Genomic DNA, 24,988 nt, shown 5'->3' on the forward strand with positions numbered 1-24,988 from the left:
CTCCGAAACTTTCGGAGTAGACCGCACCATCGGCGCGCCAGGTTTCGCTTTCTGCGCCGAAATTCGCTGACACCGAAGCCCAGTAAACGGCCGAGAGCTGGCCGGATGCTGGGTTTCGTGCTGACTGGATCAGGCTCGGCATTTCCGTATTGTTTCCGGAAGTTGTTGACAAGCCGGTGACCGGCACGCCACGATCTTGCAGTGACGGACCTCGATGGCCGTCACCGGTCAGCGGAAGGTCTTTCATGACGATCGCCAAGACCGCCGGTTCCACCGTCGTCCCCGTCCCCGGCGACGGCGGAACCGGCCAGCGCATGATCCAGAACCCGGTCCTGCCCGGGTTCCATCCGGACCCGTCGATCCTGCGGGTCGGATCCGAGTACTTCATCGCCACCTCGACGTTCGAGTGGTACCCGGGAGTGCGACTGCACCGGTCGACCGACCTGGTCAGCTGGCAGCCGCTCGGCGGCGCGCTGACCGAACGGCGGCTGCTCGACCTCACCGGGACCGCCGATTCCTGCGGCATCTGGGCACCCAACCTTTCGTACGCCAATGGGCTGTTCCACCTGCTGTACACCGACGTGGCGACGTTCGCGGGCGGCTACTGGGATCCGCAGAACTACCTGGTCACCGCGCCGAGCGTGACCGGACCCTGGTCCGGCCCGGTGGTGCTGCACGGCCGTGGCTTCGACGCGTCGCTGTTCCACGACGAGGACGGCGCCACCTGGATGTTGTCGATGCGCGCCGACTGGCGTCCCGGCCGCAACCGGTTCGCCGGCATCGAGATCCAGCGCTACGACGCCGGCGTTCGCCGCCTCACCGGACCGGCCCATCTGATCTTCGAAGGCACCGGCGCGGGTCTGACCGAAGCACCCAACATCTATCGCAAGGACGGCTGGTACTACCTGCTCACCGCCGAGGGTGGCACCAGCTGGACCCATCAGGTCACCGTGGCCCGGTCCCGGCACCTTCTCGGCGGGTACGAAGCGGACCCGGCCGGGCCGCTCCTGACCTCGTCCGGACGCCCGGATCTGGCTCTGCAGAAGGCCGGGCACGGCAGCCTCGTGCGGACCCCGGCCGGCGAGTGGTACCTGGCACACCTGGTCGCCCGCCCGTACGCGCCGTCCCGCCGGTGCGTGCTCGGACGCGAGACCGCCCTGCAGAAGGTGGACTGGGAGACCGGCGAATGGCCGCGTGTCCACGACGGTGTGCCGGCCGTGCACGTTGAAGCCCCTGCGGGCGACGCCGCACCGGCCCTGCCCACGCCTTCCGAGCAGGTCGACGACTTCGACGCGCCGGTGCTCGGCCCGGACTGGTCGACGCTGCGCCGGCCGGCCACGCCGGACTGGATCGACCTGTCGAGCCGCCCGTCGCACCTGAGGATCGTGGGCGGACAGTCACCGATGGCCCGGCACCGGCCGAGCCTGGTGGCCCGCCGGGTGACGGCATCGCGGTGCGTCTTCGAGGCGACGTGTGAGTTCGAGCCCCGCGATCATCTCCAGCTGGCGGGCGTCACGGCGTACTACAACACCCGCAACTGGTACTACCTGCACATGACCGCGGACGACGACGGCACACCGGTGCTCGGTCTGCTGCGGTGCGACAGCGGCCGTGTCACAGCGGTTCCGGGCACCCGTACACCGCTGGGCGGGACACGCCGGGTGGCGTTGCGGGTCCGGTTCGACGGCCCCGAGCTGACCTTCGCGTACCGGATCGGCCAGCACCCCTGGCACGAGCTCGGCACGACCTTCGACGCCACCACCCTGTCCGACGAGTACGCCGCCACGATGGCGCCCGGCGAGCCCGAGGCCTGGGGCTTCACCGGCGCCTTCGCCGGGCTCTGGGTGCAGGACCTGGGCGCGCAAGGCTGCCACGCCGACTTCGACCGGGCCGTCTACCGCACCGGCTGACACACGGCTCGCCCTGACCTGTGGGCGACGGTCCGGGTCGATCGGCGGCCCGGATCGTCGCTCACAGCCTCTCGCTCACAGCCTCTCGCTCACAGCGTGCCGCTCACGGTTACGAAGGAGTGGGCCGGCAGGTGAACCCGCAGCGTGCCGCCGGAGATCGACACCCCGTCGTGGGGGCGCGGCGCCACTGCCGACGGCGCCTGCGGCGTGTTGTGGTCCTGCAGCGCTTCCGAGGTGAGGATCAGGGCCTCGACCGCCTCGACCACTCCCCCGCGCAGGTCGATCGCCACGTCGGCGGCCTCGGCCGCGTCCAGGTTCGACAGCGAGACGAGCAGCCGGCCGTCCGTGCGGCTGGCCGACATCGACACGGTCGTCAGCGTCGTGTCGCCGACCGGGCGGGCAGGCAACGCGGTACGGAACCCGACCGGCAGCGACGTAGCGTCCTGATGACCACGGTTCATCGCGAACACGTGGTAGGTCGGGGTGAGCACCAGGGCGTTCGTGTCCGGATCGGTGAGGATCATGGCCTGCAGCACGTTCACCGTCTGCGCGATGTTGGCCATCACGAGGCGGCCGGCGTGCCGGTGGAAGACGTCGAAGTGCACACTCGCCACGAGCGCGTCGCGCAGCGTGTTCTGCTGGTACAGGAAGCCGGGGTTGGTGCCGGGCTCGACGTCGAACCAGGTGCCCCACTCGTCCAGAACCAGGCCGACGCCGCGGTTCGGGTCGTAGCAGTCCATCACCGCCGCGTGGCCGGCGAGGATCTCCTCGATGCGGGCCGCGGACACCATCGTGGCGTAGTACTCGCCGGTGTCGAAGACCGTGGCCGATCCCTTGTTCTCCCAGTTCGGCCCGGTGATCGTGTAGTGGTGCACGGACACGGCGTGGTACGTCGTACCGGGGATGTGCCGGCAGCCCAGCGGCCCGAGCTGTTTCATCAGCGTCTCGGTCCAGGCGTAATCGTCGCCGTTGGCTCCCGCGGCGATCTTGTAGAGCGTGTTGTCGCCGTAGTCGCGGCAGTAGGTGCCGTACCGGCGGGCCTCCTGTGCGTACTGCTCGGCGGTCATGGTGCCGCCGCAGCCCCAGGCCTCGTTGCCCAGGCCCCAGAACCGCACCCGCCACGGCTCGTCGCGGCCGTTGGCCTTGCGCAGCCGGGCCATCGGCGAGTCACCGTCGCGGGTCAGGTACTCGACCCACTCGCTCATCTCGCGCACGGTGCCGGATCCGACGTTGCCGCTGATGTACGGCTCGGCGCCGAGCAGTTCGCACAGGGCCATGAACTCGTGGGTGCCGAAGTGGTTGTTCTCCTCGACACCGCCCCAGTGCGTGTTGACCATCGCCGGGCGCGACGGCCGAGGCCCGATGCCGTCCTGCCAGTGGTACTCGTCGGCGAAGCAACCACCCGGCCAGCGCAGGTTCGGGATGTCCAGCGCACGCAGGGCGTCGACGACGTCGAGCCGGATGCCGTCCTGGTTCGGGATCTCGGAGTCCTCGCCGACGTAGAAACCGCCGTAGACGCACCGGCCCAGATGCTCGGCGAAGTGCCCGTAGACGTGCCGGTTGATCCGCGGGCCGCCGAGGTCCAGGTTGATCACGGCTTCGATGGTCATCAGGTGCCTTCCCCGTCGATGAGGCCCTCAGGGTAAGAGCCGGATAGATCCAGGTCCAGCGAAACTTCCGAAAACCTGCTGCCGATTCCAACAGGCGCGGTGCCGACTGAATGCTTTCAAAAGCGCCGGGTCCCGCCACCTACTGTGCCGCGACTGTTACGGGCGTGTGACTTCTGATCACGATGAATGTCTTGACATCCCGGTAACCACTTCATAGCTTTGCCACCATCTTCCGGAATACTTCCGAAACTTTCGCGACCGAAAGGTGGGGCTTCATGGCACCTAGAAGGACCCTCGCAGTGGTTGCCGCGGTGGCGTTGAGCGCCATGAGCGTGACCGCCTGCGGAAGCAGTGACGACGACGACACCGACGCGGGCGGCGCCGTCACCATGCAGTTCTGGCACAACGCCACGACCGGCCCCGGCAAGGCGTTCTGGGAGAAGACCGTCACCGACTTCCAGAACTCGCACGCGAATATCAAGATCAAGATTCAGCAGGTGCAGAACGAGGACCTGGACGGCAAGCTGCAGACCGCGCTGAACTCCGGCTCCGCGCCCGACATCTTCCTGCAGCGCGGCGGCGGCAAGATGGCGGCGATGGTCGAGGCGGGCCAGCTCAAGGACATCACCGCCGACATCACCGCCGAGACCAAGGCGGCGGTCGGTGAGGCCGTGCTCGGGACGGGGCAGGTCGACGGCAAGGCTTATTCCGTACCCGTGTCGATCTTGCCTGGGGGTTTCTGGTATTCGAAGGACGTGTTCCAGAAGGCGGGCGTCACGACGCCGCCGGCCACGCTGGACGATCTCAACCAGGCGGTCACCAAGCTCAAGGCGAACAGCACGCCGATCGCGCTCGGTGGCAAGGACGCGTGGCCGGCCGCGCACTGGTACTACTTCTTCGCACTGCGCGCGTGCAGCAAGGCGGCCCTCGACGCGGCCGCCAAGGACAAGAACTTCGGCGACGCCTGCTGGACCAAGGCCGGTGAGGACCTCAAGGCCTTCGCCGACACCAAGCCGTTCAACGACGGATTCCTGACCACCTCCGCTCAGCAGGGCGCGGGCAGCTCGGCCGGTCTGGTGGCCAACTACAAGGCGAGCATGGAGCTGATGGGCGCCTGGGACCCGGGCGTCATCGCCTCCCTCACGAAGGACGCCAAGCCCCTGCCCGACCTGGGCTTCTTCCCGTTCCCGGCGGTGCCCGGCGGCCAGGGTGACCCGGCGGCGCTGATGGGCGGCGCTGATGGTTACTCCTGCTCGGCGCAGGCGCCCAAACAGTGCGCGGACTTCCTCAACTACATCCTCACGAAGGACGTGCAGGAGGGCTACTACAAGGCCTTCAACGCGCTGCCGGTCAGCAAGGACGCGCAGGGCGCGGTCACCGAGGACTACCTCAAGGCGGTCCTCGACGCCTACAACAAGGCGCCGTACGTCTCGCAGTGGCTCGACACGATCTACGGGCAGAACGTGGGCAACGCGCTGAACGTCGGCGTGGTGAACCTGCTCGCCGGCAAGGGCGACGTCGCCGGGATCATCCAGGCCGTGAACGACGCGGCCAAGAAGGGCTGACGGTGACGGTTACCGAGGTTCGGGCCGGTGGTGGCGTCCAGGCGCCGCCGCCGGTCCGGCCCCGCCGGCGTGGCATCGGCTGGGGCATGCGTCTGGAGATCCTGGCGCTGTCCGGCCCGGCGATCCTGGTCTTCGCCGGTTTCGTGATCTTCCCGGTGCTGATGGCCGCGTACTACGGCTTCTACCGGTGGAAAGGGTTCGGGCCGCCGACCGACTTTGTGGGCCTGGACAACTACGTCACGATCCTGCAGGACACCCTGTTCCACGAGGCCCTGTGGCACAACGGGCAGATCGTCGTGCTGTCGATCGTTCTGCAGGGCCCGATCGCGCTCGGCCTCGCCCTGCTGCTCAACCAGCGGATGCGCGGCCAGTCGCTCATCCGGGTGCTGATCTTCGTTCCGTACGTCATCTCCGAGGTGATCGTCGGGACGGCCTGGAGCCTGATGCTGCAGAGCAGCGGCGCGATCAACGACGTGCTGCGCTCGATCGGCCTCGGCGCGCTGGCCCAGGACTGGCTGTCCGATCCGGCGATCGCCATCTGGACCCTGATGCTCATCCTGACCTGGAAGTACGTCGGGTTCGCGGTGATCCTCTTCCTGGCCGGCATGCAGAACATCCCGGCCGAGCTGTCCGAGGCCGCCGCTGTCGACGGCGCGTCCTACTGGCAGACCCAGCGGAGTATCACCCTGCCGCTGCTCGGGCCGACCATCCGGATCTGGGCCTTCCTGTCGATCATCGGCGCGCTGCAGCTGTTCGACCTGGTCTACATCATCTGGGGTCAGTACGTCGCGTCGACCGCCGGCACCTCGACCATGGCGACGTACATGGTCACCGAGGGCCGCAACGCCGGCAACTACGGGTACGGCAACGCCGTGGCCGTCGTGCTCTTCCTGATCTCCATGCTCATCGCGCTGGTCTACCAGCGTTTCGTTCTGCGCCGGGACACCGAGGGCGCGCTCACCGGAGGCCGATAGACATGTCCAGGAGAGCCAATGCCTGGGGCAACCCGGTCGTGTACGTCGGCGCCCTGATGCTGGTCGGCCTGATGCTCGGGCCGGTCATCTACATCATCATCGGCGGGTTCCGGACCAACTCACAGATCACCTCCGACCCGGCGGCCCTGCCGGACCCGTGGGTGTTCGGCAACTACACCGACGTGCTGACCAGCGACACCTTCTGGCGCCAGGTCGGCAACTCGACGCTCGCGGCCACCGCCACCACCATCGGCGTCGTCGGCCTGGGCGTGATGGCCAGTTACGTCCTGGCCCGCTATCGGTTCCGCGGCCGGGGAGCGATGTACGCGCTGTTCGCCGCCGGCCTGATGTTCCCGGCGACGGTGGCGATCACCCCGCTGTACATTCTGGTCAAGAACCTGGGCCTGGTGAACACGCTGCCCGGCGTCATCCTCCCGCAGATCGCCTTCGGGCTGCCCACCACGATCATCATCCTGGTCCCGTTCCTGCAGGCGATCCCGAAGGAGATCGAGGAGGCCGCCGCGATCGACCGGTGCAGCCGGCTCGGATTCTTCTGGCGGATGGTGCTGCCACTCTCGGTGCCCGGTCTGATCACCACCGGGATCCTGGCGTTCGTGAACAGCTGGAACAGCTATCTGCTGCCGCTGTTCATCCTCAACGACCAGGACGGTTTCACGCTGCCGCTGGGTGTGCAGGCGTTCGCCTCGCAGTACTCGGTCGACACCGCGAAGGTGCTCGCCTTCACCTCACTGTCGATGATTCCGGCTCTGGTGTTCTTCAGCCTGTTCGAACGCCGCATCGTCGGCGGCCTCACCGGCGCGGTCAAAGGATGATCCGAGCGCCGGCCCGGCCCGGCGGGCGGCCCGCAGGCGCAGGTGGCCGCCCAGGCCCGCCGGCAGCGTCAGCCAGAAGGTGATCAGGCGGTACCCGAGGACCACGGCCACCGCCGTCGCGCTCGTGGCACCGGCCGCGACCAGGCCGGCCAGCAGGCTGGCCTCGATCAGGCCGATGCCGCCCGGTGTCAGCGGCACCTGCCGGACCACCTGCACGGTCAGGTAGACACCGGCCAGTCGCGCCCACCCGACATCGGCGCCGAACGCGGCGGCCACCGCCATGAGGCAGGCCAGGTCGAGCACCCACTTCGCGGCGGCGAACCCGGTCACCGCGGCCCACTCCCGGCCGCGGACCGCGCGGGCTGCCCGCAGGGCGTCGAGGAGCTTCGCCGCGGGCGCCCAGCGGGTGAGCGCCCGCCAGTCGAGCCTCCGTCCGTAACGGTGGCCGAGGAACACCACGCCCGCGCCCGCCACGACCACGGCCGCGGTCCTGATGCCGATCGGCTCCCACGAGCGCGCCGACAGGAAGCCGGCGACCAGCGCCCCGGCCCCGTAGAGCAGCACCAGGGTCAGCAGCGAGATGACACCGGACAACACCGTCACCACGGTCGCGACCGCCGAGGTGGCGCCGCGGCGCTGGTAGTGGCGGAACGTGTACGCCGCCGACACCGCCGCGCCGGCCGGGGCGACCATGCTGATCGCGGCACCGCCGTAAGTCAGCGCGATCGCGTCCCGCTGCCCCAGCCGGACACCGAACGCAACCACGAGCGCCCGCTGCTGGTACGCGAAAGCCAGCTGCGAAGCCACCCCCGCGACCAGGGCGAGCAGCGCCCACCACGGGTTCATCGCCCGCACCGCCGCGGACAGCGAGGACAGGTCGGGGAACTGCCGGCGCATCAGCTCGACCGCACCGACGCCGAGCCCAACGGCCGCGACCACCTTCCACGCTTTGGCTGACACGCCTCGACAATTGCCGATCGTGTCAACAACGCACGTCGTCTACCGAAGGCCGTGGCCGGACTGGAAAGCCGCTTCGTACTCGATGAACGCCCGGCGCTGGGAGTCGACCTCGGGCGAACCCTCCGGGTAGACGTGCTCGAACATCTCCACCGGCTGCGGATCGGGCATCGCCAGGACCCGTTCCCGCAGGTCGAGCGCCACCTTGCGGGCCTCTTCGTCGACCTCGCCGAAGAACGCGTCGTCGGCGACCTTCTCCTTGAGCAGGAACGCCTTGACCCGGCTGATCGGGTCCTTGACCTTCCACGACTCGACCTCGCTCGCGATGCGGTACCGCGACGGGTCGTCGGAGCTGGTGTGCGCGCCCATCCGGTACGTGTACGCCTCGATCAGCGTCGGACCCTGCCCCTGCCGCGCGTGATCGAGGGCTTCCCGGGTCACCGCGTAGCTCGCCAGCACGTCGTTGCCGTCGACCCGGATGCCCGGGAAGCCGTACCCTCCGGCCCGCTGATAGAGCGGGGCGCGCGCCTGGCGCTCCAAGGGCAGGGAGATCGCGTACTGGTTGTTCTGGCAGAAGAAGACGATCGGCGCGTTGAAAACCCCGGACCACACGAACGATTCGTTCACCTCACCCTGACTGGTCGCGCCATCACCGAGGTACGCGATGACGGCCTCACCGTCCGAGCCGCCGGTTCTGCCGTCCATGCTGACGCCCATCGCGTACCCGGTCGCGTGCAGCGTCTGCGAGCCGATGACCAGGGTGTAGAGGTGGAACTTGTGCTCGTCGGGGTCCCAGCCGCCCTGGTCGACGCCGCGGAACAGGCCGAACGGCATGATCGGGTCGATACCCCGGCAATAGAGGACGCCGTGTTCGCGGTACGTCGGGAACGCCATGTCCTGCTCGCGCAGCGCCCGGCCGGAGCCGACCTGGGCGGCTTCCTGTCCGAGCAGGCTGGCCCACAGGCCCAGCTCGCCCTGGCGTTGCAGGGCGAGCCCTTCCGCGTCGAGCCGGCGCACGGTGACCAGGTCGCGGTACAGGTCCCGGTACTCCTCGTCGGTGAAGCTGACGCTGTACGTGGTTCCGTCGGCGGTGGTCACGCTGTCGACCCGGGTGCCGTCCGGGGTCAGGAGCTGCACATATCCGCCGGCCGGAGCGTCGGTGCCATCTAGATCCACAGTCGGACGCTAGCCCGTTTGGGAGGCCGCCGCAGGCGCATCAACGCCCAGCTCTGCGGCCAGGTGGCCGACGACCGCGCGGGCGTCGTCCTCGATGCCGCTGATGAACGTCGACCGGCGCCGGCGCAGCACCGGCAGGCCGAGCGCGTAGAGGCCGGGGCTGTCGACGACGCCGCCCTCGTGGCGCAGCCGGCCCTTCTCGTCGACGACCGGGACGTCGAGCCAGCTGTAGTCGGGTCGGAACCCGGTGGCCCAGATGATCGTGCTGATCTCGCCGCTGCCCAGGTCGAGTTTCCAGCGGGCATTGGCGGGCACCCGGGTCGGTTCGATGTCGGTCTTTTCCGCAACACCGCCCCACTGATCGAATCCGGCCAGCAGGCGCTTCATCTTCAGGTCGGCCAGGGAGCAGACGTTGCGCAGACCGCCGGAGAACAGGGCAATGCCGTCGCGGACCGTCGCCAGCCGGCCGACCAGCTCGACGCCGAGGCCGGTGAGCGTGTTGAGGTCGAGGGTGTCCCGCGACGGGGTGCCGACCAGCTGCGGCGACGGGAGCCGGCGGGCCCGGTCCAGGTCGTCGACCTCCTGGTAACTCTGGTCCCACACGCCGGAGGCGTCCATCCACCAGAGCACGTCCTTGCCGTGGTGCAGGCGGGGCATCCGGACGTGCTCGCCGACCGCGAGGGTGACCTGGCGGCCGGAGCGCTGGAGTTCGGCGGCGATCTGCACGCCGGTGGCCGAGGCGCCGACGACAAGCACGCGTTTGTCGCCCTCGACCGAGGCAGGGCCTCGATAGTCGAACGGGGTCAACTGACGTACTTCAGGTGGGATAAATCCGGATAAAGCAGGAACCACCGGTACGTTACAAGCGCCACTCGCCAGCACCACCGAGCGGCAGCTGACATCGCCACCACCGGCGGAGACGAGATAGCCATCATCGGATCGGCGCACCGACGTGACAGCGGAATGGCCACGGACCGGCGCCCCACTGACGGCGGCGAAGTCCGCGATGAACCCCGCCACCTCGCCGCTCGTCATGTAACCGTCCGGATCAGGGCCCGCATAGGCGAACCCCGGCAACCGGCTCAGCCAGTTCGGCGTGAGCAGCCGCAGCGAGTCCCAGCGCTCCCGCCGCCACGAGTTCGCCACCTCGCCGCGTTCCAGAACGACGTGGTCGATCGACCGGGCGGTGAGGAAGTGGCTGGCGGCCAGGCCGGCGTGCCCGGCGCCGACCACCACCGTGGTGAACCGCTCCACGCTCAGGCGACCTCGACGGTCACGCTGGTCGGGTTGGTGAGCGCATCGTAGACGGCGGACCGCTTCTGCGACTGCGCGACCAGGGCCTCGATCTCCTCTTTCGACGCGTCGGCGTCGATGTTGAAGGTGACCTTGATGTCGTTGTATCCGTTGCGGACGTCGCTGTCGGCGCCGAGGATGCCGCGGATGTCGTGGTTGCCCTCGACGGTGGACTCGACCGAGCGCAGCTGGATGCCGCGGTTCTGCGCGACCGAGGCGACGCCGGCGGTGAGGCAGCCGGCCAGGCCGACCAGAAGGTACTCGATCGGGGTGATGCCCTGGTCCTCGGCGGCGAACACCTCGGGGTGGTCGGAGGAGAACGTGGTCTCGTTCTTGTGGGTCTGCTCCTGGCCGAGGCCGAAGAACTTCTCGATGGTCGTGGTGCTGCGCACGCCCTTCTCCCACTTACTGGAGGCCCGCCAGGTGAACTGGGCTGCCTCTGGTGCTCCCTTGAGTACTTCGCGCGCGTCGAGCAGCGCCTTGACGTTGACTCCGTTATCAATGGTGGTCATGAGCTGGAATCCTTCCCTCTGCACCGATGCTTCTACAAGACCCATCGGGATACTAGACAATGATCAAGAACTGGCCTAACTTGCAAGAGATATGAGCACCGGATCGGTCGGCATCGTCGAGACGCGATATCTGGATCTACCTGGGCCGTTGCCTCTCGACTCCGGGCGAACGCTTTCCGGGGTCCGGGTCGCGTACGAGACCTATGGCACCCTCTCCCCCGAGAAGGACAACGTCATCCTGGTCTGCCACGCGCTCAGCGGCGACGCGCACGCGGCCGGCATCGGGGCGGAGAGCGCTCTGGACGGTTTCGGCGCCGCCGCCAGCCCGAAGGGTATCGGCTGGTGGGACGGCATGATCGGGCCCGGCAAGGCGTTCGACACCGACCGGTTCTTCGTGATCTCGACGAACCTGCTCGGCGGCTGCCGGGGCACGACCGGGCCGAGTTCGATCGACCCGGAGACCGGTTTTCCGTACGGGTCGGACTTCCCGGTGATCACGGTGGCCGACATGGTCCGGTGCGAGCGGGCGTTCCTCGACGAGCTCGGCATCGATCGGCTCGCGGCGGTGGCCGGTGGGTCGCTCGGCGGGATGCAGGCGCTGCAGTGGGCGGTGTCGTATCCCGGTCAGGTCGACACGATCGTGGTGATCGCCTCGACGCACGCGCTGCATCCGCAGGGTCTGGCCTGGAACGCCATCGCCCGCGAGTCGATCATGCGGGATCCGGACTGGCAGGGCGGCCACTACTACGGGACCGGGCGCGCGCCGGATGCCGGGATGGGTGTGGCCCGGATGGTCGGGCACATCACCTACCTGTCGGCACCCGCGCTGGAGACCAAGTTCGGGCGGCGCCTGCAGGGGCGTGAGGACGTCGGATACACGATCGGCGAGGCCGAGTTCGAGGTGGAGAGTTACCTGCGCCACCAGGCAGAATCGTTCGTGAAGAGGTTCGACGCGAATACCTATCTCTACACGTCCCGGGCCCTGACCTATTTCGACCTCGGCCGGGAACACGGTTCACTGGAACAGGCTCTCGAGAAGATCCGGGCCCGGACGCTCCTGATCGCCTTCAGTTCCGACTGGCTTTATCCGCCGGTCGCATCACGGCAAATAGCAGATCAACTAGAAAAATCCGGAAAATCAGTCGAGATACACATCATCGACGCCCCTTACGGTCACGACTGCTTCCTCCTTGAAGAGGCCCGCCAGACCCCCATCGTCAGAAAATTCCTAGACGAGAGCCGCACATGAGCGAAGACCACGAATTCGGCTTCGAGACCCGGCAGCTGCACGCCGGTCAGCGTCCCGACCCGAACACCGGCGCCCGCGCGGTGCCGATCTTCCAGACGACCAGTTACGTCTTCGAGGATCCGGAGTCGGCGGCCGCGTACTTCAACCTCCAGGAGTACGGCAACACGTACTCCCGGATCATGAATCCGACCGTGGCGGTCTTCGAGGAGCGGATCGCGAACCTCGAAGGCGGTGCCGGCGGGGTGGCGTTCGCCAGCGGGATCGCCGCGCAGGCGGCCGCCTTCTTCACGCTGCTGCAGCCCGGTGATCACGTGGTGGCGTCGTCGGCGCTCTACGGCGGCACGGTCAACCAGCTCAAACACCTGTTCCGCAAGATGAACGTGGAGCTGACCTGGGTCGACCCGGACGATCCGGAGGCGTGGCGCAAAGCGGTCCAGGCGACCACGAAGGCGTTCTTCGGCGAGACGATCGGCAACCCGGGCGGCAACGTCCTGGACATCGAGACGATCGCGCGGATCGCCCACGAGAACGACCTGCCGCTGATCGTGGACAACACGTTCGCTACGCCGTACCTCTGCCGCCCGATCGAGTGGGGCGCCGACATCGTGATCCACTCGGCGACGAAGTTCATCGGCGGCCACGGCACCAGCATCGGCGGCGTCGTCACCGAGGCCGGCACGTTCAACTGGTCCAACGGGCGCTTCCCGGTCATCGCCGACCCGTCGCCGGCGTACCACGGCCTGCAGTTCCACGAGACGTTCGGCACCTACGGATACCTCATGAAGCTGCGCGCCGAGACGCTGCGCGACCTCGGTGGCGCGCTGTCGCCGTTCAACGCGTTCCTGCTGCTGCAGGGCCTGGAGACGCTGTCGCTGCGGATGGACCGCCATGTCGCGAACGCCCACAAGGTCGCCGCTTTCCTGCAAGATCATCCGCTGGCGTCGAACATCACCTATCCGGGCTTGCCGGATAACAAGTACCAAGCCCAGGTCGAGAAATATCTGCCGCTCGGCCCCGGCGCGGTGTTCTCGTTCGACGTCGCCGGCGGTCGCGACGGCGGTCAGGATCTGATCCGCGGCGTCACCCTCTGGTCGCACCTGGCGAACGTCGGCGACGCGAAAAGCCTGATCATCCACCCGGCCAGCACCACGCACCGCCAGCTCAGCGACGACGAACTGCGCGCCGCAGGCGTCGGACCGGGCACGATCAGACTGTCGGTCGGCACCGAGTCGGTTGAGGACCTGATCTGGGACCTGAAGCAGGCGTTGGAGGCAGCACGATGACCGATCTCGCCCAGTACCAGGACGTCACCACGATCCAGCGTCTCCTGCACACCGCGAAGACCATCGCGATCGTCGGCCTGTCCAGCAACGAGCTGCGGGCCAGCTATTTCGTCGGCTACTACCTCAAGCGCCACGGGTACCAGGTGATCCCGGTCAACCCCCGCGAGACGGAGATCCTCGGCGAACGCAGCTACGCCAGCCTGACCGATCTACCCGGCCCGGTCGACATCGTCAACGTCTTCCGCGCCCCGGCCGCTCTCCCGCAGATCGCCCAGGAGGCGGCCTCGATCGGCGCCGGCGCCCTCTGGTGCCAGTTCGGCGTGATCAACGACGAGGGCAACCGCATCGCCACCGACGCCGGCCTCGACCTGATCGTCGACCGCTGCCTCAAGATCGAGCACGCCCGCTACGTCGGCCGCATGCACTGGCTCGGCTTCAACACCCACCGCATCACCTCGGTCCGCACCGGCCTCCAGTGAGTGGTCCCTCCAGGACGATCACTCCCGCTTCACCTGCTGGGGTACGCGTAGAGCACCAGTGCTTCGTGCGTACCCAAGAAAGAAGCGCGACCAGCGACGGAGAGTGACCGACGCGGGCGAGGTTCTAGCGGGCCGTGTCCCAGCGGGTGAGCAGGTTGCGGGTGCTGACGGTTGCCGGGTCGGCCGGGCCGAGGGCGCGCTCCATGTCGTCGGCGACGGTCGCGAGATCGGTCAGGGCGGCCTGCTCACCGGCCTGGTATCGCAGGATCGCCAGCGAACTGCGGGAGACCAGCGTGATCGAGTGGTCCGCGCCCAGCGCCCGGGTCGCGTCGACGATCAGCGCCTGGTACGCCGAACGCGCCTCGCCGGGGTCATCGCCCTCGCCGATCCAGTCGGCCAGCTGGTAACGCGACGCGAGGGTCTCCTCGTGGTCCGCGCCGAGGACCCGCTGCAGGCGGGTGACCAGCGCGGCCATGTCGGCGACCCGGTCCGGCAGATCACCGCGGTCACCGCGAAGCCGCAGGTGGATGGTGCGCGCGCTGAGGGTGCCGGGATGGTCCGGGCCCAGGACCCGATCGAGGTCCGGGAGCAGGTCGTCGAGCGCGGCGAGCGCGGCGTCGGGCTGATTCCGGGTCAGCAGCGCCAGCGCCTGGCCGAGGCGGGCCTGCAGGACGGCCGGGTCGGTGCGGTACCGCTTCGCCGCCACCGACTCGCGCCACGCGGTCCAGAGCAGGAACACGTCACCCAGGGCAGCGACCGGCAGGAACCACCACAGGTCGTCCTGGGAGATGAAGCACGCACCCACGGCGGTCGCCGCCACGCCGGCAAGTGGCCAGCGCCACGGCCCGAGGGAACTGCCCTTGCCTGCCGACTGCGACGCCATCGAACTCCCTCACGCGACTGCCCGGAAACGGTCCGGTGTGGACAGACCGGTTACCCCGCCCGCGCAACGAACTCAAGACCGCGATCGACGGCTCATCGGATGCGGCAGCAGCGCCGGCACCCGGCGCATGTGCTGTTCGTAATCGGGGCGGCGCGCCAGCGAGCGACGGTCCATCATCGGCACACTGACGAACGCGAACAGCAGCACCATCGCGATCGGCCCGGCGACCGTCCACCACCAGCCGGGATCTGCCGCGAGGCCGAACAGCCACATCCCCCACCAGAAGGTGATCTCCCCGAGATAGTTGGGGTGCCGCGAGTAACGCCACAGCCCCTGGTCGATGATCCGTCCGCGGTTGGCCGGGTCGGCGGCGAAGTGGTGCAGCTGCCGGTCCGCGGTCGCCTCGATGACCACGGCAGCGCCGGTGACGATGATCGCGGCGTCGTCGAGCAGCCCGAACGCCCTGTCCCCCGTCATCGCCGGCCAGACACCGAGCAACCCGGCGAAGACCACCAGCGTCGGCACCAGCTGAATCCCGACCAGGTTGACCAGCCACCACGGCGCTTGTCGCTGCTCGCGCAGCTGGACGTAGCGCCAGTCCTCGTGGCCGAGGCCTCGCCAGGATCGCGCCCAGTTGGCGGTGAGCCGGATCGACCAGGCGAGCACCAGCAGAAGCACCACGGTCTGCCGGGCGCCGTGTCCGGTGGCCCAAACGATCGCGATGACCGCCGGCGCGACACTCCAATAGGGGTCGTAGAGGCTGGCGTTCGCGACCGCCATGCTCGCGGCGAAGACGACGAGGGTGGCGGCGAGGTCGGCATAAAGCGTGAGCAGCAGCGGATGCACGCCAGGCAGCGCGGCGATCACGGCCCAGGCAGCGAGCCCGGCGACCAGATAGGCCAGATCGGCTGGTCGAGGGCGGCGATGAACGCCGCCCACGCCAGATCCAGGGCATTTGATGCAGTGCCTGAGCTAGGCGCTCCAGTAGCCCACGTTGTAGCTGTTGGTCCACGTGTCTTCCGACTTGTCCCAGGTTCGGGCCACGGCCATCACCAGGCTGCCCTCCACGTAGTCGTGGACGCACTTGCCCCACATGCCGTTGCCCAGCGAGTTGACGCAGTAGCCGATGCGGATCGCGCTGCCGCTGTTGACCTCCCAGTCGGCGACCGCCGAGGCGCTGTCCGCCTTGGTGTCCTTCACCCACCAGGTGTCACCGTAAGGCTGGAAGCAGATCAGCGCTCCCGTGGAGGAGACGCACGTGCCCGAGGTGACCGAGGCCGGCGGGGTGCCGGCGACGGCGTTCTTCACCTCTTCGATGGCAGCCGAGGCAGGACTCGGGCTGATCATCAATGCGGCGGCCACGCCGGCCAGTACAGCCAGCGCAGAACTGACAAGTTTGTTTCTTGGCAAAGGGGACTCCCTCATCGCAGCTATGCAAACGATTCGCGGCGCTGAGGTTACTCGATCATGGACAGTCGCCGAAGCCCCAATGTGGACAGTCCATGAAATTCGCCGCCGTCCTGGGCTGGAGATCATCATTGGGGCCGGCCTGCGAGGGCGCCCGCTCACGCCGCGGGAGGCTCGGGCAGCTCCCAGACCCGCGTGAACTCACCGGAGATCTCCGGTGAGTCCCACACCAGCCGGAGCCCGGCCGCCACCGAGTCGATCTCCGCGGCCATTGACCCGGATGATCGGGTCACTCTTCGCTTCCGTGCGTACCCTCGGTGGCGACCTGGCACCGAACGGGAGGGTGACCGAAACGATGTCCTGGCTGAGCAGCCTCGACATGGCCGGCGGCGCGGCAGGCGCCGCGATCTTCGCGCAGGTCGCGGCGCACACGGAAGCCGGACCGCACTCGCCCTGATCCCGGTCCTGCTCCTCGCGGCCGCGGCGATCTCCCCGGCTCACCATCGTCGGCGGCTTCCGTCGTTGGTGGAGGCGCTACCGGGCTGACGGCCGTTCGACGGGATCGGACATCATCGACGGCATGGGCGACCTTTTGATCAATCTGCTGGCGAGTGTCATCGCCGGTACGGCCGTCTGGCTCGCGGGGTTTCTGCTGCGCCGGCGCAAGCTCAGCCGGGAACGCGCCTTCTTCGGCCTCACCGCCGGAGCGAGCTGCCTGCTCGTGGTGTCCCGGCACGCGTCGTCGCCGCGCGAGTTCAGTGTGCACCGCCGGGATGTCGCCGCGCTGGTGGAGCTGGCGACGATCGCCCGGGAGTGTGGCGCGCACGCCGACCGGGTCGGTGAGAACCAGCCGACCGGGGAGATCGGCCGGCTGACCGAGTTCTGCGTCGGCGGCCCCGGCGGCGCCAGCCCGCGCAGCGCCACGCATGTGCGTACGATTCTGCGCGGCGTGCGGTACGAGGTCTTCGACGAGGACAAGCGCCGGATGTCGTTCACTGTCGGCGGCGTCGAGTACGCCCTCAGCCCGGAGACGAGTTACGTCCTGCTCGCCCGGTTCTGGGGTCCGGCCGGCGGGCACCCGGTGTTCCTCCTCGGCGGACTGAGCGCGGGCAGCAATCTCGCGGCGGCCCGTTACCTGGCCCAACGCCACCCTGAGCTGGACCGGCAGTACGGCGCCGACCGGCCGTTCGCGCTCGTGCTGCGCATCGTCGAGCCGGCCGCGTACGGCACCGACTTCACCGAGCTGGCCGCCGACGTGAGCGACGTCGCGTTCCAGGAAATCCCGGCTTCTATGATCGATTCATGACACCGGTGACCCTGCAGGATGTCCGAGATGCTGCTACCCGGATCGAGGGGGTCGCTCACCGTACCCCGGTGATCCGGTCCCGCACGCTGGACGAGATCGTCGGGGCTCAGGTCTTCCTCAAAGCGGAGAATCTCCAGCGGATCGGTGCGTTCAAGTTCCGCGGCGCCTACAACGCCATCGCCCAGCTCTCCCCCGAGCAGCTGGCCCGGGGCATCGTCGCCTACTCGTCGGGAAACCACGCCCAGGCGGTCGCGTTGTCGGCCCGCGAGCTCGGCAGCACCGCGGTCATCGTGATGCCGGCCGACACCCCCAAATCCAAGATGGACGCCGTACGCGGATACGGCGCCGAAGTCATCACGTACGACCGGTACACCGACGACCGGGAGAAGCTCGGCCGTGATCTCGCCGAGGAGCGCGGGCTGGCGCTGATCCCGCCGTACGACCATCCGCACGTCATCGCCGGCCAGGGCACCGCCGCCCTCGAACTCCTCGAGGAGACCGGTCCACTGGACGCCATCGTCGTACCCGTGGGTGGTGGTGGCCTGATCGCGGGGACCGCGATCGCCGCGCAGGGTGTGCAGCCGGGCATCCGGGTGATCGGTGTCGAACCGGAGGCCGGCGACGACACCAAACGCAGTCTGGCGGCCGGCGAGCGGGTCGGCATCGAGGTGCCCCGGACGATCGCCGACGGGCAGGGTGCGCCGATCCCGGGTGAGCTGACGTTCTCCATCAACAAGGACGTGGTGGACGAGATCGTGCTGGTCAGTGACGACGAGCTGCGCGACGCGCTGCGGTTCGCCGTGGACCGGTTGAAGCTGGTTCTGGAGCCGAGCGGGGCGTCGGGTCTGGCCGCGCTGCTGACGGGCCGCGTCCAGCCACTGCCGGCCCGGATCGGCGTGATCCTGTCCGGAGGCAACGTGGGCGCGGCCCGCCTGGCGACTCTGCTCAGCTGACAGGCTCTGCCGGGCAGCTCGCGCCGCGCGCCGGGACGACCAGGTCGATCAGGTAACGGTCGACGGCCGCCGTCGTGCACGCGGTGTCGCGGTACACCCCGTGACCCCAGCCCTCGTAGGTGACCAGCCGGCCGTTGCGGCCCAGTTGACCGGCGACGTGCGTGGCCCACTCGTACCCGGTGCGCGGGTCGTGGCGGGCGTTGAGCAGCAGCACCGGGACCCGGGTGTGCACCCGCGGCCGGTGCGGCGGGTTGTCCACCGGCTGCGGCCAGCCCAGGCACAGCGAGACCGCGAGGAGCCCGGCGCCGTACCGGATGTCCGGGCCGGCCTTCGCGGCGACCCGCAGCAGTTTCGTGTACTCCCGGTAGTCGCGTACCGGCACCGGGAAGTCGGCGCAGAACGCCCCGGTCGGCACCGGCGGCAGGCCTCGCATCGTGTCGGTGCGGCCGGCCGCGAGGCCTTCGATCGCCGCGGCCAGGCCCGGCCAGTTCGGTCCCTGCAGGGTGGCGATCGGCAGGGCGGCCACGTCGAACGCGGTGAACGGCGCGTATTCGCCGTCGTCCGCGCGGGCCAGGACCTCGGTCCAGGTGGCGCGGACGTCGGCCGGGCAGGCGCTGCCGCGCTCGCACCACGCCACGAACTCGTCGAAGGAGTCCTGCACGGCGGTGGCCTGCGTGCGGACGAAATCGGTCAGGTTGAGGCTGTGGTCGAACACGCCCTCGAGGACGGCGGCACGCACCCGGCCGGGGAACATCTCGGCGTACTGCTGCCCCAGCAGCGTGCCGTAGGAACTCCCGTGGAACGTCAGCCGTGACTCCCCGAGAGCGCGGCGCAGCGCGTCCAGGTCGCGCGCGGTGTTCCGCGTGCTGGCGTGATCGAACACCGGGCTGCTCTCCCGGCACTGCTGCCACAGGGCCCGGTTCGCGGCCACGGTGGCGTCGAAGTCGCCCTGGTCACGCAGGATCACCGGCACCGGCTCCCTCGCGCACACGGGAGCGGCACTGCCGGCGACCGTACGCGGATCGAAGCTCACCACGTCGAACGAGTCCAGGATCTCGTCGCTGAACCGCGCACTGCCCCGCACGAGCCGATCAACGCCGGAGTCACCCGGTCCGCCGGGCCCGAACACCAGCGTCCCGACCCGTTGCGCCGGCACCCGGGCAGGCCGCCGAGCCACCGCCAGGTCGAATCCCGGCCCGTCAGAATCGGACCAGTCGACCGGCAGGCGCAACGTCGCGCACTGCACCGCGGCGGTGCCGCCGGCGCACGCGCCCCAATCCAGCGTGGGTCCCGGTGGCGCGGCCCGAGCCACGCCCGGCGGCGCGGCAACCACAAGAGCAAGAACAACAGCGAGGGTACGAATCATCGCGCCATCGTCGACGACCATCGATGCCCGGCACATCGGGTAGCGCCCGTAGGGGCACGATCATCGGTCAGCGCAACCGGCCCATCCCGTGCAGCTGGTCGAAGATGATCTGGTCGACCGGGGAGACGCGGTGGCGGTCGGCGTAGGTGAGCCAGACGATCTCCTCGATCTCGCTGTCCGGCCGCAGCTCGCCGCTGAATCCGGCGGTGTAGCAGGTCATCCGCACCTCGACGCCGTCCGGGTGCCCGTGCGCCTGGGCGTGGAACGTGCCGGCGTGCACCGCTGTCGGGGCGTCGATGGTGACGCTGAGTTCCTCACGGATCTCGCGGATCAGGGTGTCGGCGTCGCTCTCGCCCGGTTCACGTTTGCCGCCCGGGAGGTAGTAGACGTCCTTTCCGGCCGAACGGGTGCTCAGGATCGCGCCGTCCCGCAGCACGATCCACGCGATCTTGTCGATGATGGGCACGGCTCCGACCGTACCCAAGAATGGGCCGAAGGCTGATCACCCAGCTGGGTCCGGCGCGCGGCGGCGGTGACGGGCCGCACGCAGAGTGAGGGTGATGGTGGCCAGCGTGGCCGCGATGCCGGAGGCGAGCAGGACGGCGGCCTTCGCGGATTCGAGCAAATCAAGATCATTTGGGTACGAGAGTTCGGCTATCAGCAACGAGACCGTGAAACCGATCCCGGCCAGCTGCGCGATGCCGAAGATGTCCGGCCAGGTGAGGTCGGGGTGGAGTTCGGCGCGCGTGAAACGCGTGGTGAGCCAGGCACCGCCGGTGATGCCGACGATTTTGCCGACGATCAGGCCGGCGAGGATGCCGAGGGCGGCGGGGTGGGTGAGGAGGTCTCCGGCGCCGCTGATAGTGACGCCGGCCGAGGTCAGCGCGAAGATCGGCAGGATGAGCGCGGTGGTCCAGGGCCGGATCAGGTGTTCGGCGCGGTCGCTCGGGCTGGTGGTTTCGCCGGGGAGGGTGCTGGTGCGCATGAGCAGGCCGAGGGCTACGCCGGCGATGGTGGCGTGGATGCCGCTCTCGTGCATCAGGTACCAGACCAGGACGGCGAGCGGGATGAGCACAATTTTCATCGGCAGTCGGCGTTGCATCGGGCCTCGTTGCATCGGGCCTCGCCGCATCGGGCCTCGTTGCATCGGGCCTCGTTGCAGCCAGCCGAACAGGGCCAGGCCTGCGATGGCGCCGAGTAGGGGTGCCCAGGCGAGGCCGGCCGAGTAGAAGACGGCGATCACGATGATGGCGACCAGGTCGTCGACGATCGCAAGGGTGAGCAGGAAGGTCCGCAACGCCGGCGGCAGGCCCCGGCCGACGACGGCGAGCACCGACACGGCGAACGCGATGTCCGTCGCCATCGGGATGCCCCACCCGGCAGCGGCACCCTCCTGTCCGAAAGTGATCGCGGCAAAGATGAGTGCGGGCACGACCGCGCCGCAGATCGAGGCCACGATCGGCAGGACGGCGCGGCGGGGATGACGCAGTTCGCCGCGGACGAACTCCTGCTTCAGCTCGTTGCCGACGATGAAGAAGAAGATCACGAGCAGTCCGTCAGCGGCCCACGGATGCATCGGCAGAATAAAGGTCTCGTAACCGCCCGCCCACGGCGAGTTCGCCCAGATCAGGGCGACGGCGGCGGCGATGACGAGGAGAGCGCCACCGACGGACTCGCGGCGCAGAAGGGCTTTCACATTTTTGAAGGGCACAGGTGTCCTAGGGCAGGAGAGACGAGACGGCTAGGCGCGCATCTCCCGGCCGGGCGGGCAGCCGGCGATCTCTCCGTGCGCGTTGGTGCCCCAGGAGGACAGCCAGCCGTTAGTGCCCGGGTGCCGTTGCACTCCGGGCGGACTGGTAGGCACCCAAATGGTCATCCCCGCCAGTCTATCCGCGCCACCGGCTCGGGCGCCGCCGGAGCGATGTCGCCGCCGCTCGGGCATCGCCCAGGCTATGTCCTTTACGAACTCCACACCCACTGCGGGTGTGGCCACGCCCGCAGTGGGTGTGACGTCGTTTCGAGTTCAGGTGCTGACGAAGAGCAGCTGGTTGTGGTCCGGGTCGAGCAGGGTGAACGTGACCATGCCCGGGTTGTCGTCCTCGATCGGGCCCAGCGTGGGCTGGCCGTCGAGACTGTGCCACAGCGCTGCGGCGTCCGGCACGCGGATCAGGCAGCCGCCGGGTGAGGCGTTGCTCGTCTCCGACAGGTGGAGTTCGGCGGTGGGGTGGCGCAGAACCGCGTACCCGGAGAGCTCCTCGCCACGAAATCCCAGCGTCGCATAGAACGCCAGCGACCGACGCAGGTCGCGGCACCGCAGGATGGGCACCGCACCGGGCGCCCCCGGCAGCAGCGAGGCCTGCCGGACCTGTTCGGCCTGGATCCGGGCGGTGTGCCGTGGATTCTCCGGCGCGGGCTGCCGCAACGAGGCCGGGATCGGCGGCGGAGGCGTGACCGGCAGCCCGTAGAGCTCCTCGACCGCGGCCCGCGCATATGCGGTCTCCAGCTCCATGTCGTGACACCGATGCAGCTCCCGCTGAACGCGCATATAGGCCGCAACGACATCGCTGCCCGTTTTGTCCGGGGGAACCAGCTGAAACCAGCGAAAGCCGCCCGGCCGCGCCGGGATTCCCCGCTCGGCGAGGAGCTGGTTGATCTCGTTGTCCTCGTCCGCGCGCTCCGCGCTGGTCACCAGCCGCTGGGAGACCTGCCGGTTGCCGGCGGCGTCCTCCTCGATGACCGTCCAGGACTGCTCCCGGTCGTCTGGCCAGCGCCTCAGCGTGGCCGGTCCCGCGAACCAGCCGAGCATCAGATGCCAGTCCGCGGAACCGCACTCCCAGTACGTGCCCTGACCGGTCACCACGACGTCGCCGTGAGCCAGCTCGTCGGGTGGGCGGACGGGCAGCAGGGCAGCGGTTTCCCAGGCCGAAGTCACATCCTTCAGCACATCACACAGGGCGGTACCGCAGGTTCACTTCCGCCGTCGGGTCGTCGCTGTTGACCAGGTGCAGGTGGACCGGCACGCCGCCCGGGTTGTCGTACAGCCTGCGGCCCTGGCCCAGCAGCACCGGAACGATGTGCAGGTCGATCTCGTCGATCAGGCCGCGTTCCAGGAGCTGGCGGCCGATCGTCGGCGAGTGCACCTCGACGTTCTTGCCGGCGGCCGCTTCCAGGACGATCCGTGCGGCCTCGGCGACGTCGCAGTTGAGGAACGTGACCCCGTCGGCCGGCTTCGCGTCGTCGGGGTGGTGGGTGAGCACGAAGATCGGGCCTTCCCACAGCCCGCCGTACGGCCGCTGGTCGTCCGCCGCGAAGTCCCAGCCTTCGCGGCCGCCGAGCACGGCGCCGAGGGTGCTCACGTACTCGTCGACGATGCCGGGCCGCCCGGCGGTGGCCCGGTTCATCCAGTCCATCTCGTGGTCGGGCCCGGCCACGAAGCCGTCCAGGGACATCGAGAAGTGCCAGAGCATCTTCCCGCCGGCGGTCTGCGGTTCGGTGTCGTGCATCGTCGCCACCTCCAGAACCAGTTGTGTTTTGCAATCGGTCTGAGCCCGACGCTAGGCCATCCGCTTGCAACTCGCAACCGGTCCGTCAGATCGCCGGATCGTCAGGTCTGGATCAACGGCTGGTACTCCTCGGCGGTCAGGCCGAACGTCCACGCCACTCCCTCGCGGGCCGTGCGGGTGCTCGGCGGGACTCGTAGCCAGTAGACCCGGCTCGTCCCATCCGGCTCGGGCGTCGAGTTCACCACCTCGACCATGACCAGGGGTTCGTCGCCGGGCAGGTCGAGGTACCACAATGTGCCGGCCTCGTCGGAGCCCATCGTGCGGGCGCCGGCCTCACGCAGATAACGCTCGTATCCGAAGTGCTCCAGCATCACTCGCCGGATCTCCGCGTTCGGCTCGTCGCGGATCCGCTCCACAGTGAGCCGGGGCAGCTCGGCGGCCAGGTCGGCCGGGATCGGCATGCCCCGCCAGGCCCACAGCCCGTACCCGTCGGGGAACTCCATGGCCGCGCCCTCGCCCCGGTGCAGACGGCCGACGTTGTCGCGTTCGAGCAGGGTGGGGCGCTCGGTGAGGATGGCGACGTTCTCATACGCCCACCACCAGCCGGCGTGCCGGGCGACCTCGGCGAGACCGGTGAGCGGTGCCATCAGCCCGGCACCGGGCGCGATCCGATCAGCGGCGTCGAACGTGCTGAGCCAGGTCCCGTCGTGCTGGCCGTAAACGGCGTCGAGCACCATCCGCCGCACGGCCGGCCCGGCGTCGCCCAGGCCACTGGTGAGGTCTTCGCCCAGGCGCAGGCGCAACCGGGCGGCGATCAGGTCCATCACCAGGCCCCAGGAACGCCGGCCGGCCGCCGCGCTGAGCTGGGCCCAGCCGTCAGCGCCGAGCGCCTCCAATGCGGATTTCCGCGCGGCGGCCCACGGCTCGGTGCGGATCTGGCGGCGTAGCGAAGAGCCCAGCCGCTCCCCCGGCGTCCAGCCCTGCCGGCGCAGGTCGGCGTGCACCTCGGCCAGCCAGGCGGTCCCGGCGCTCACGCCGGCGAGCCCGGCCGCGGTCCCAGCGCTCATGCCGGCGAGCCCGGCCGCGGTCCCAGCGCTCACCTCGGCGAGCCCGGCCGCGGTCCCGGCGCTCACGCCGGCGAACCCGGCCGCGGTCTGCGGGCCCAGCTCGGGTGCGACGGCGAGGATGGCCGCGGCCGCGGCGCCGGCCCGTGGGGAGCCGAGCCAGTAGATCTTTTCCGGCTCGGGGAGGCCGGCAAGCGTGTACGCCGCGCGTACCCCAGCCTCTGCCTCATCGCGGACGGCCGCGCCGGTCTGCACTGCCGCGGCCAGCCACTGGTCTTCGATGGCGGAAGCCATCGCCTCGTGCGCATGGGTGAGTTGCATCGATTTTCTCCTCAGTCCGCGACCGGCCGGAACGCGCCCGGGATGTACTCGCGCTGGCGCACCACGCGGTAATGCCCTGCGGGCAGCGAGATCGGCCCGTGCTCCTCGTGGCTGACCCGGCCGTGCGTGGGCACGTCGATGAACATGCTCTCCGGATCGTCGACGTCGGCGATCAGCCGCAGACCGGGACCGCCGACCACATGCGCGTGCCCGGTGGCCTCACCGCGTGCCAGCACCATCCGGCCACGCCGGTCCCGCGGAACCGGCGCACAGGCCGGCACCCGCTCCTGTTTCACGCCAATGATCAGCACATCGCCCTGCCGGTACATAGAGGCCCTCCCACC

General features: G+C 69.1%; 26 protein-coding genes. 10 read left to right on the forward strand and 16 right to left on the reverse strand.

The genetic code is table 11. From position 1 onward, the window contains the following. The first annotated feature begins 245 nt into the window (after positions 1–245). Positions 246–1,910 carry a glycoside hydrolase family 43 protein gene (locus B0I29_RS30630; RefSeq protein ID WP_245972835.1) on the forward strand — a complete coding sequence of 555 codons (1,665 nt, stop codon included), beginning with the start codon at positions 246–248 and terminating at the stop codon, positions 1,908–1,910. A gap of 89 nt (positions 1,911–1,999) precedes the next feature. Here B0I29_RS30630 and B0I29_RS30635 read toward each other — a convergent pair whose 3' ends face one another. Further along, positions 2,000–3,520, reverse strand: coding sequence for an alpha-N-arabinofuranosidase (locus B0I29_RS30635; protein WP_111652589.1), 1,521 nt, complete (start codon positions 3,518–3,520; stop codon positions 2,000–2,002). 275 nt (positions 3,521–3,795) lie between these two features. Here B0I29_RS30635 and B0I29_RS30640 point away from each other — a divergent pair, with 275 nt between their 5' ends. Genes B0I29_RS30640 through B0I29_RS30650 form a run of 3 tightly spaced genes read left to right on the forward strand, consistent with a single transcriptional unit; the run spans position 3,796 to position 6,892 of the window. Further along, positions 3,796–5,085: an ABC transporter substrate-binding protein gene (locus B0I29_RS30640; RefSeq protein WP_111652590.1), complete on the forward strand. Its 1,290-nt coding sequence runs from the start codon at positions 3,796–3,798 to the stop codon at positions 5,083–5,085. 2 nt (positions 5,086–5,087) lie between these two features. Continuing rightward, the gene (locus tag B0I29_RS30645) at positions 5,088–6,059 is read left to right on the forward strand and encodes a carbohydrate ABC transporter permease (RefSeq protein WP_220091437.1); all 972 of its coding nucleotides are present in this window, start codon (positions 5,088–5,090) and stop codon (positions 6,057–6,059) included. A 2-nt stretch (positions 6,060–6,061) separates the two neighbouring features. After that, entirely contained in the window at positions 6,062–6,892 is an 831-nt protein-coding gene (locus tag B0I29_RS30650; protein ID WP_111652591.1) for a carbohydrate ABC transporter permease, read from the forward strand. Here the strand turns inward: B0I29_RS30650 and B0I29_RS30655 are convergent. The 4 genes from B0I29_RS30655 to B0I29_RS30670 are packed head-to-tail and all read right to left on the reverse strand — an operon-like array spanning position 6,806 to position 10,830. Beyond that, the gene (locus B0I29_RS30655; protein ID WP_111652592.1) at positions 6,806–7,852 is read right to left on the reverse strand and encodes a lysylphosphatidylglycerol synthase transmembrane domain-containing protein; all 1,047 of its coding nucleotides are present in this window, start codon (positions 7,850–7,852) and stop codon (positions 6,806–6,808) included. The two genes, B0I29_RS30650 and B0I29_RS30655, sit on opposite strands and share 87 nt — an antisense overlap. Positions 7,853–7,891: 39 nt before the next feature. Then, a complete protein-coding gene (gene pdhA, locus B0I29_RS30660; protein ID WP_111652593.1) occupies positions 7,892–9,025 on the reverse strand; it encodes a pyruvate dehydrogenase (acetyl-transferring) E1 component subunit alpha in 1,134 nt (377 codons plus the stop codon). A 9-nt stretch (positions 9,026–9,034) separates the two neighbouring features. Next, positions 9,035–10,279: an NAD(P)-binding domain-containing protein gene (locus B0I29_RS30665; RefSeq protein ID WP_181558049.1), complete on the reverse strand. Its 1,245-nt coding sequence runs from the start codon at positions 10,277–10,279 to the stop codon at positions 9,035–9,037. A gap of 2 nt (positions 10,280–10,281) precedes the next feature. Then, the gene (locus B0I29_RS30670; protein WP_111652594.1) at positions 10,282–10,830 is read right to left on the reverse strand and encodes an OsmC family protein; all 549 of its coding nucleotides are present in this window, start codon (positions 10,828–10,830) and stop codon (positions 10,282–10,284) included. A gap of 91 nt (positions 10,831–10,921) precedes the next feature. Between B0I29_RS30670 and metX the strand changes: the two genes are divergently transcribed. The 3 genes from metX to B0I29_RS30685 are packed head-to-tail and all read left to right on the forward strand — an operon-like array spanning position 10,922 to position 13,841. After that, positions 10,922–12,079 (forward strand): homoserine O-acetyltransferase MetX, encoded by a 1,158-nt coding sequence (gene metX / locus B0I29_RS30675; RefSeq protein ID WP_111652595.1) that lies wholly within the window; start codon positions 10,922–10,924, stop codon positions 12,077–12,079. Further along, positions 12,076–13,362: an O-acetylhomoserine aminocarboxypropyltransferase/cysteine synthase family protein gene (locus B0I29_RS30680; RefSeq protein WP_111652596.1), complete on the forward strand. Its 1,287-nt coding sequence runs from the start codon at positions 12,076–12,078 to the stop codon at positions 13,360–13,362. Before metX ends, B0I29_RS30680 begins: the two co-directional genes overlap by 4 nt. Further along, on the forward strand, positions 13,359–13,841 hold the full coding sequence (locus tag B0I29_RS30685) for a CoA-binding protein (protein WP_111652597.1): 483 nt from the start codon (positions 13,359–13,361) through the stop codon (positions 13,839–13,841). The genes B0I29_RS30680 and B0I29_RS30685 overlap by 4 nt, the downstream gene beginning before the upstream one ends. A 124-nt stretch (positions 13,842–13,965) precedes the next feature. Here the strand turns inward: B0I29_RS30685 and B0I29_RS30690 are convergent, their stop codons facing one another. The 3 genes from B0I29_RS30690 to B0I29_RS30700 form a co-directional block, all read right to left on the reverse strand. Beyond that, positions 13,966–14,724, reverse strand: a complete 759-nt coding sequence (locus tag B0I29_RS30690) for a tetratricopeptide repeat protein (protein WP_111652598.1) — start codon at positions 14,722–14,724, stop codon at positions 13,966–13,968. Positions 14,725–14,796: 72 nt separating this feature from the next. Next, positions 14,797–15,663 carry a DUF1295 domain-containing protein gene (locus tag B0I29_RS30695; protein WP_111652599.1) on the reverse strand — a complete coding sequence of 289 codons (867 nt, stop codon included), beginning with the start codon at positions 15,661–15,663 and terminating at the stop codon, positions 14,797–14,799. 33 nt (positions 15,664–15,696) lie between these two features. Further along, positions 15,697–16,086, reverse strand: a complete 390-nt coding sequence (locus tag B0I29_RS30700) for a hypothetical protein (protein WP_146616928.1) — start codon at positions 16,084–16,086, stop codon at positions 15,697–15,699. Positions 16,087–16,435: 349 nt separating this feature from the next. Here B0I29_RS30700 and B0I29_RS46355 point away from each other — a divergent pair, with 349 nt between their 5' ends. From B0I29_RS46355 to B0I29_RS30715, 3 genes are all read left to right on the forward strand, one after another. After that, a complete protein-coding gene (locus B0I29_RS46355; RefSeq protein WP_220091438.1) occupies positions 16,436–16,588 on the forward strand; it encodes a hypothetical protein in 153 nt (50 codons plus the stop codon). Between the two features lie 123 nt (positions 16,589–16,711). Continuing rightward, positions 16,712–17,437, forward strand: a complete 726-nt coding sequence (locus tag B0I29_RS30710) for a hypothetical protein (RefSeq protein WP_111652601.1) — start codon at positions 16,712–16,714, stop codon at positions 17,435–17,437. Then, positions 17,434–18,390: a threo-3-hydroxy-L-aspartate ammonia-lyase gene (locus B0I29_RS30715; protein ID WP_111652602.1), complete on the forward strand. Its 957-nt coding sequence runs from the start codon at positions 17,434–17,436 to the stop codon at positions 18,388–18,390. The genes B0I29_RS30710 and B0I29_RS30715 overlap by 4 nt, the downstream gene beginning before the upstream one ends. On the opposite strand, the gene B0I29_RS30720 is transcribed toward B0I29_RS30715, so the two are convergent. From B0I29_RS30720 to B0I29_RS30750, 8 genes are all read right to left on the reverse strand, one after another. Beyond that, positions 18,383–19,756 carry an alpha/beta hydrolase gene (locus B0I29_RS30720; RefSeq protein WP_111652659.1) on the reverse strand — a complete coding sequence of 458 codons (1,374 nt, stop codon included), beginning with the start codon at positions 19,754–19,756 and terminating at the stop codon, positions 18,383–18,385. The genes B0I29_RS30715 and B0I29_RS30720 overlap by 8 nt on opposite strands. A gap of 67 nt (positions 19,757–19,823) precedes the next feature. Continuing rightward, the gene (locus B0I29_RS30725) at positions 19,824–20,222 is read right to left on the reverse strand and encodes an NUDIX hydrolase (protein WP_111652660.1); all 399 of its coding nucleotides are present in this window, start codon (positions 20,220–20,222) and stop codon (positions 19,824–19,826) included. A gap of 36 nt (positions 20,223–20,258) precedes the next feature. Then, positions 20,259–21,452 (reverse strand): Na+/H+ antiporter NhaA, encoded by a 1,194-nt coding sequence (locus B0I29_RS30730; protein ID WP_220091439.1) that lies wholly within the window; start codon positions 21,450–21,452, stop codon positions 20,259–20,261. 45 nt (positions 21,453–21,497) lie between these two features. Further along, on the reverse strand, positions 21,498–21,632 hold the full coding sequence (locus tag B0I29_RS47555) for a hypothetical protein (RefSeq protein WP_260329959.1): 135 nt from the start codon (positions 21,630–21,632) through the stop codon (positions 21,498–21,500). Between the two features lie 147 nt (positions 21,633–21,779). After that, on the reverse strand, positions 21,780–22,688 hold the full coding sequence (locus B0I29_RS30735) for a DUF5956 family protein (RefSeq protein WP_146616929.1): 909 nt from the start codon (positions 22,686–22,688) through the stop codon (positions 21,780–21,782). Between the two features lie 13 nt (positions 22,689–22,701). Beyond that, complete coding sequence (locus B0I29_RS30740) at positions 22,702–23,259, reverse strand: dihydrofolate reductase family protein (RefSeq protein ID WP_111652661.1); 558 nt, start codon at positions 23,257–23,259, stop codon at positions 22,702–22,704. A 101-nt stretch (positions 23,260–23,360) separates the two neighbouring features. Then, on the reverse strand, positions 23,361–24,644 hold the full coding sequence (locus B0I29_RS30745; RefSeq protein WP_111652605.1) for a DUF6745 domain-containing protein: 1,284 nt from the start codon (positions 24,642–24,644) through the stop codon (positions 23,361–23,363). An 11-nt stretch (positions 24,645–24,655) separates the two neighbouring features. After that, a complete protein-coding gene (locus tag B0I29_RS30750; protein WP_111652606.1) occupies positions 24,656–24,973 on the reverse strand; it encodes a hypothetical protein in 318 nt (105 codons plus the stop codon). Positions 24,974–24,988 lie beyond the last annotated feature (15 nt).

It is taken from the genome of Actinoplanes lutulentus (assembly GCF_003259845.1).
Lineage (GTDB): Bacteria > Actinomycetota > Actinomycetes > Mycobacteriales > Micromonosporaceae > Actinoplanes > Actinoplanes lutulentus.

Coding starts and splice junctions, on each gene's coding strand:
- B0I29_RS30630 (WP_245972835.1), top strand. CDS start 246: ATGACGATCGCCAAGACCGCCGGTTCCACCGTCGTCCCCGTCCCCGGC.
- B0I29_RS30635 (WP_111652589.1), bottom strand. CDS start 3,520: ATGACCATCGAAGCCGTGATCAACCTGGACCTCGGCGGCCCGCGGATC.
- B0I29_RS30640 (WP_111652590.1), top strand. CDS start 3,796: ATGGCACCTAGAAGGACCCTCGCAGTGGTTGCCGCGGTGGCGTTGAGC.
- B0I29_RS30650 (WP_111652591.1), top strand. CDS start 6,062: ATGTCCAGGAGAGCCAATGCCTGGGGCAACCCGGTCGTGTACGTCGGC.
- B0I29_RS30670 (WP_111652594.1), bottom strand. CDS start 10,830: ATGACCACCATTGATAACGGAGTCAACGTCAAGGCGCTGCTCGACGCG.
- metX (WP_111652595.1), top strand. CDS start 10,922: ATGAGCACCGGATCGGTCGGCATCGTCGAGACGCGATATCTGGATCTA.
- B0I29_RS30680 (WP_111652596.1), top strand. CDS start 12,076: ATGAGCGAAGACCACGAATTCGGCTTCGAGACCCGGCAGCTGCACGCC.
- B0I29_RS30685 (WP_111652597.1), top strand. CDS start 13,359: ATGACCGATCTCGCCCAGTACCAGGACGTCACCACGATCCAGCGTCTC.
- B0I29_RS30690 (WP_111652598.1), bottom strand. CDS start 14,724: ATGGCGTCGCAGTCGGCAGGCAAGGGCAGTTCCCTCGGGCCGTGGCGC.
- B0I29_RS30710 (WP_111652601.1), top strand. CDS start 16,712: ATGGGCGACCTTTTGATCAATCTGCTGGCGAGTGTCATCGCCGGTACG.
- B0I29_RS30715 (WP_111652602.1), top strand. CDS start 17,434: ATGACACCGGTGACCCTGCAGGATGTCCGAGATGCTGCTACCCGGATC.
- B0I29_RS30720 (WP_111652659.1), bottom strand. CDS start 19,756: ATGATTCGTACCCTCGCTGTTGTTCTTGCTCTTGTGGTTGCCGCGCCG.
- B0I29_RS47555 (WP_260329959.1), bottom strand. CDS start 21,632: ATGACCATTTGGGTGCCTACCAGTCCGCCCGGAGTGCAACGGCACCCG.
- B0I29_RS30740 (WP_111652661.1), bottom strand. CDS start 23,259: ATGCACGACACCGAACCGCAGACCGCCGGCGGGAAGATGCTCTGGCAC.
- B0I29_RS30745 (WP_111652605.1), bottom strand. CDS start 24,644: ATGCAACTCACCCATGCGCACGAGGCGATGGCTTCCGCCATCGAAGAC.
- B0I29_RS30750 (WP_111652606.1), bottom strand. CDS start 24,973: ATGTACCGGCAGGGCGATGTGCTGATCATTGGCGTGAAACAGGAGCGG.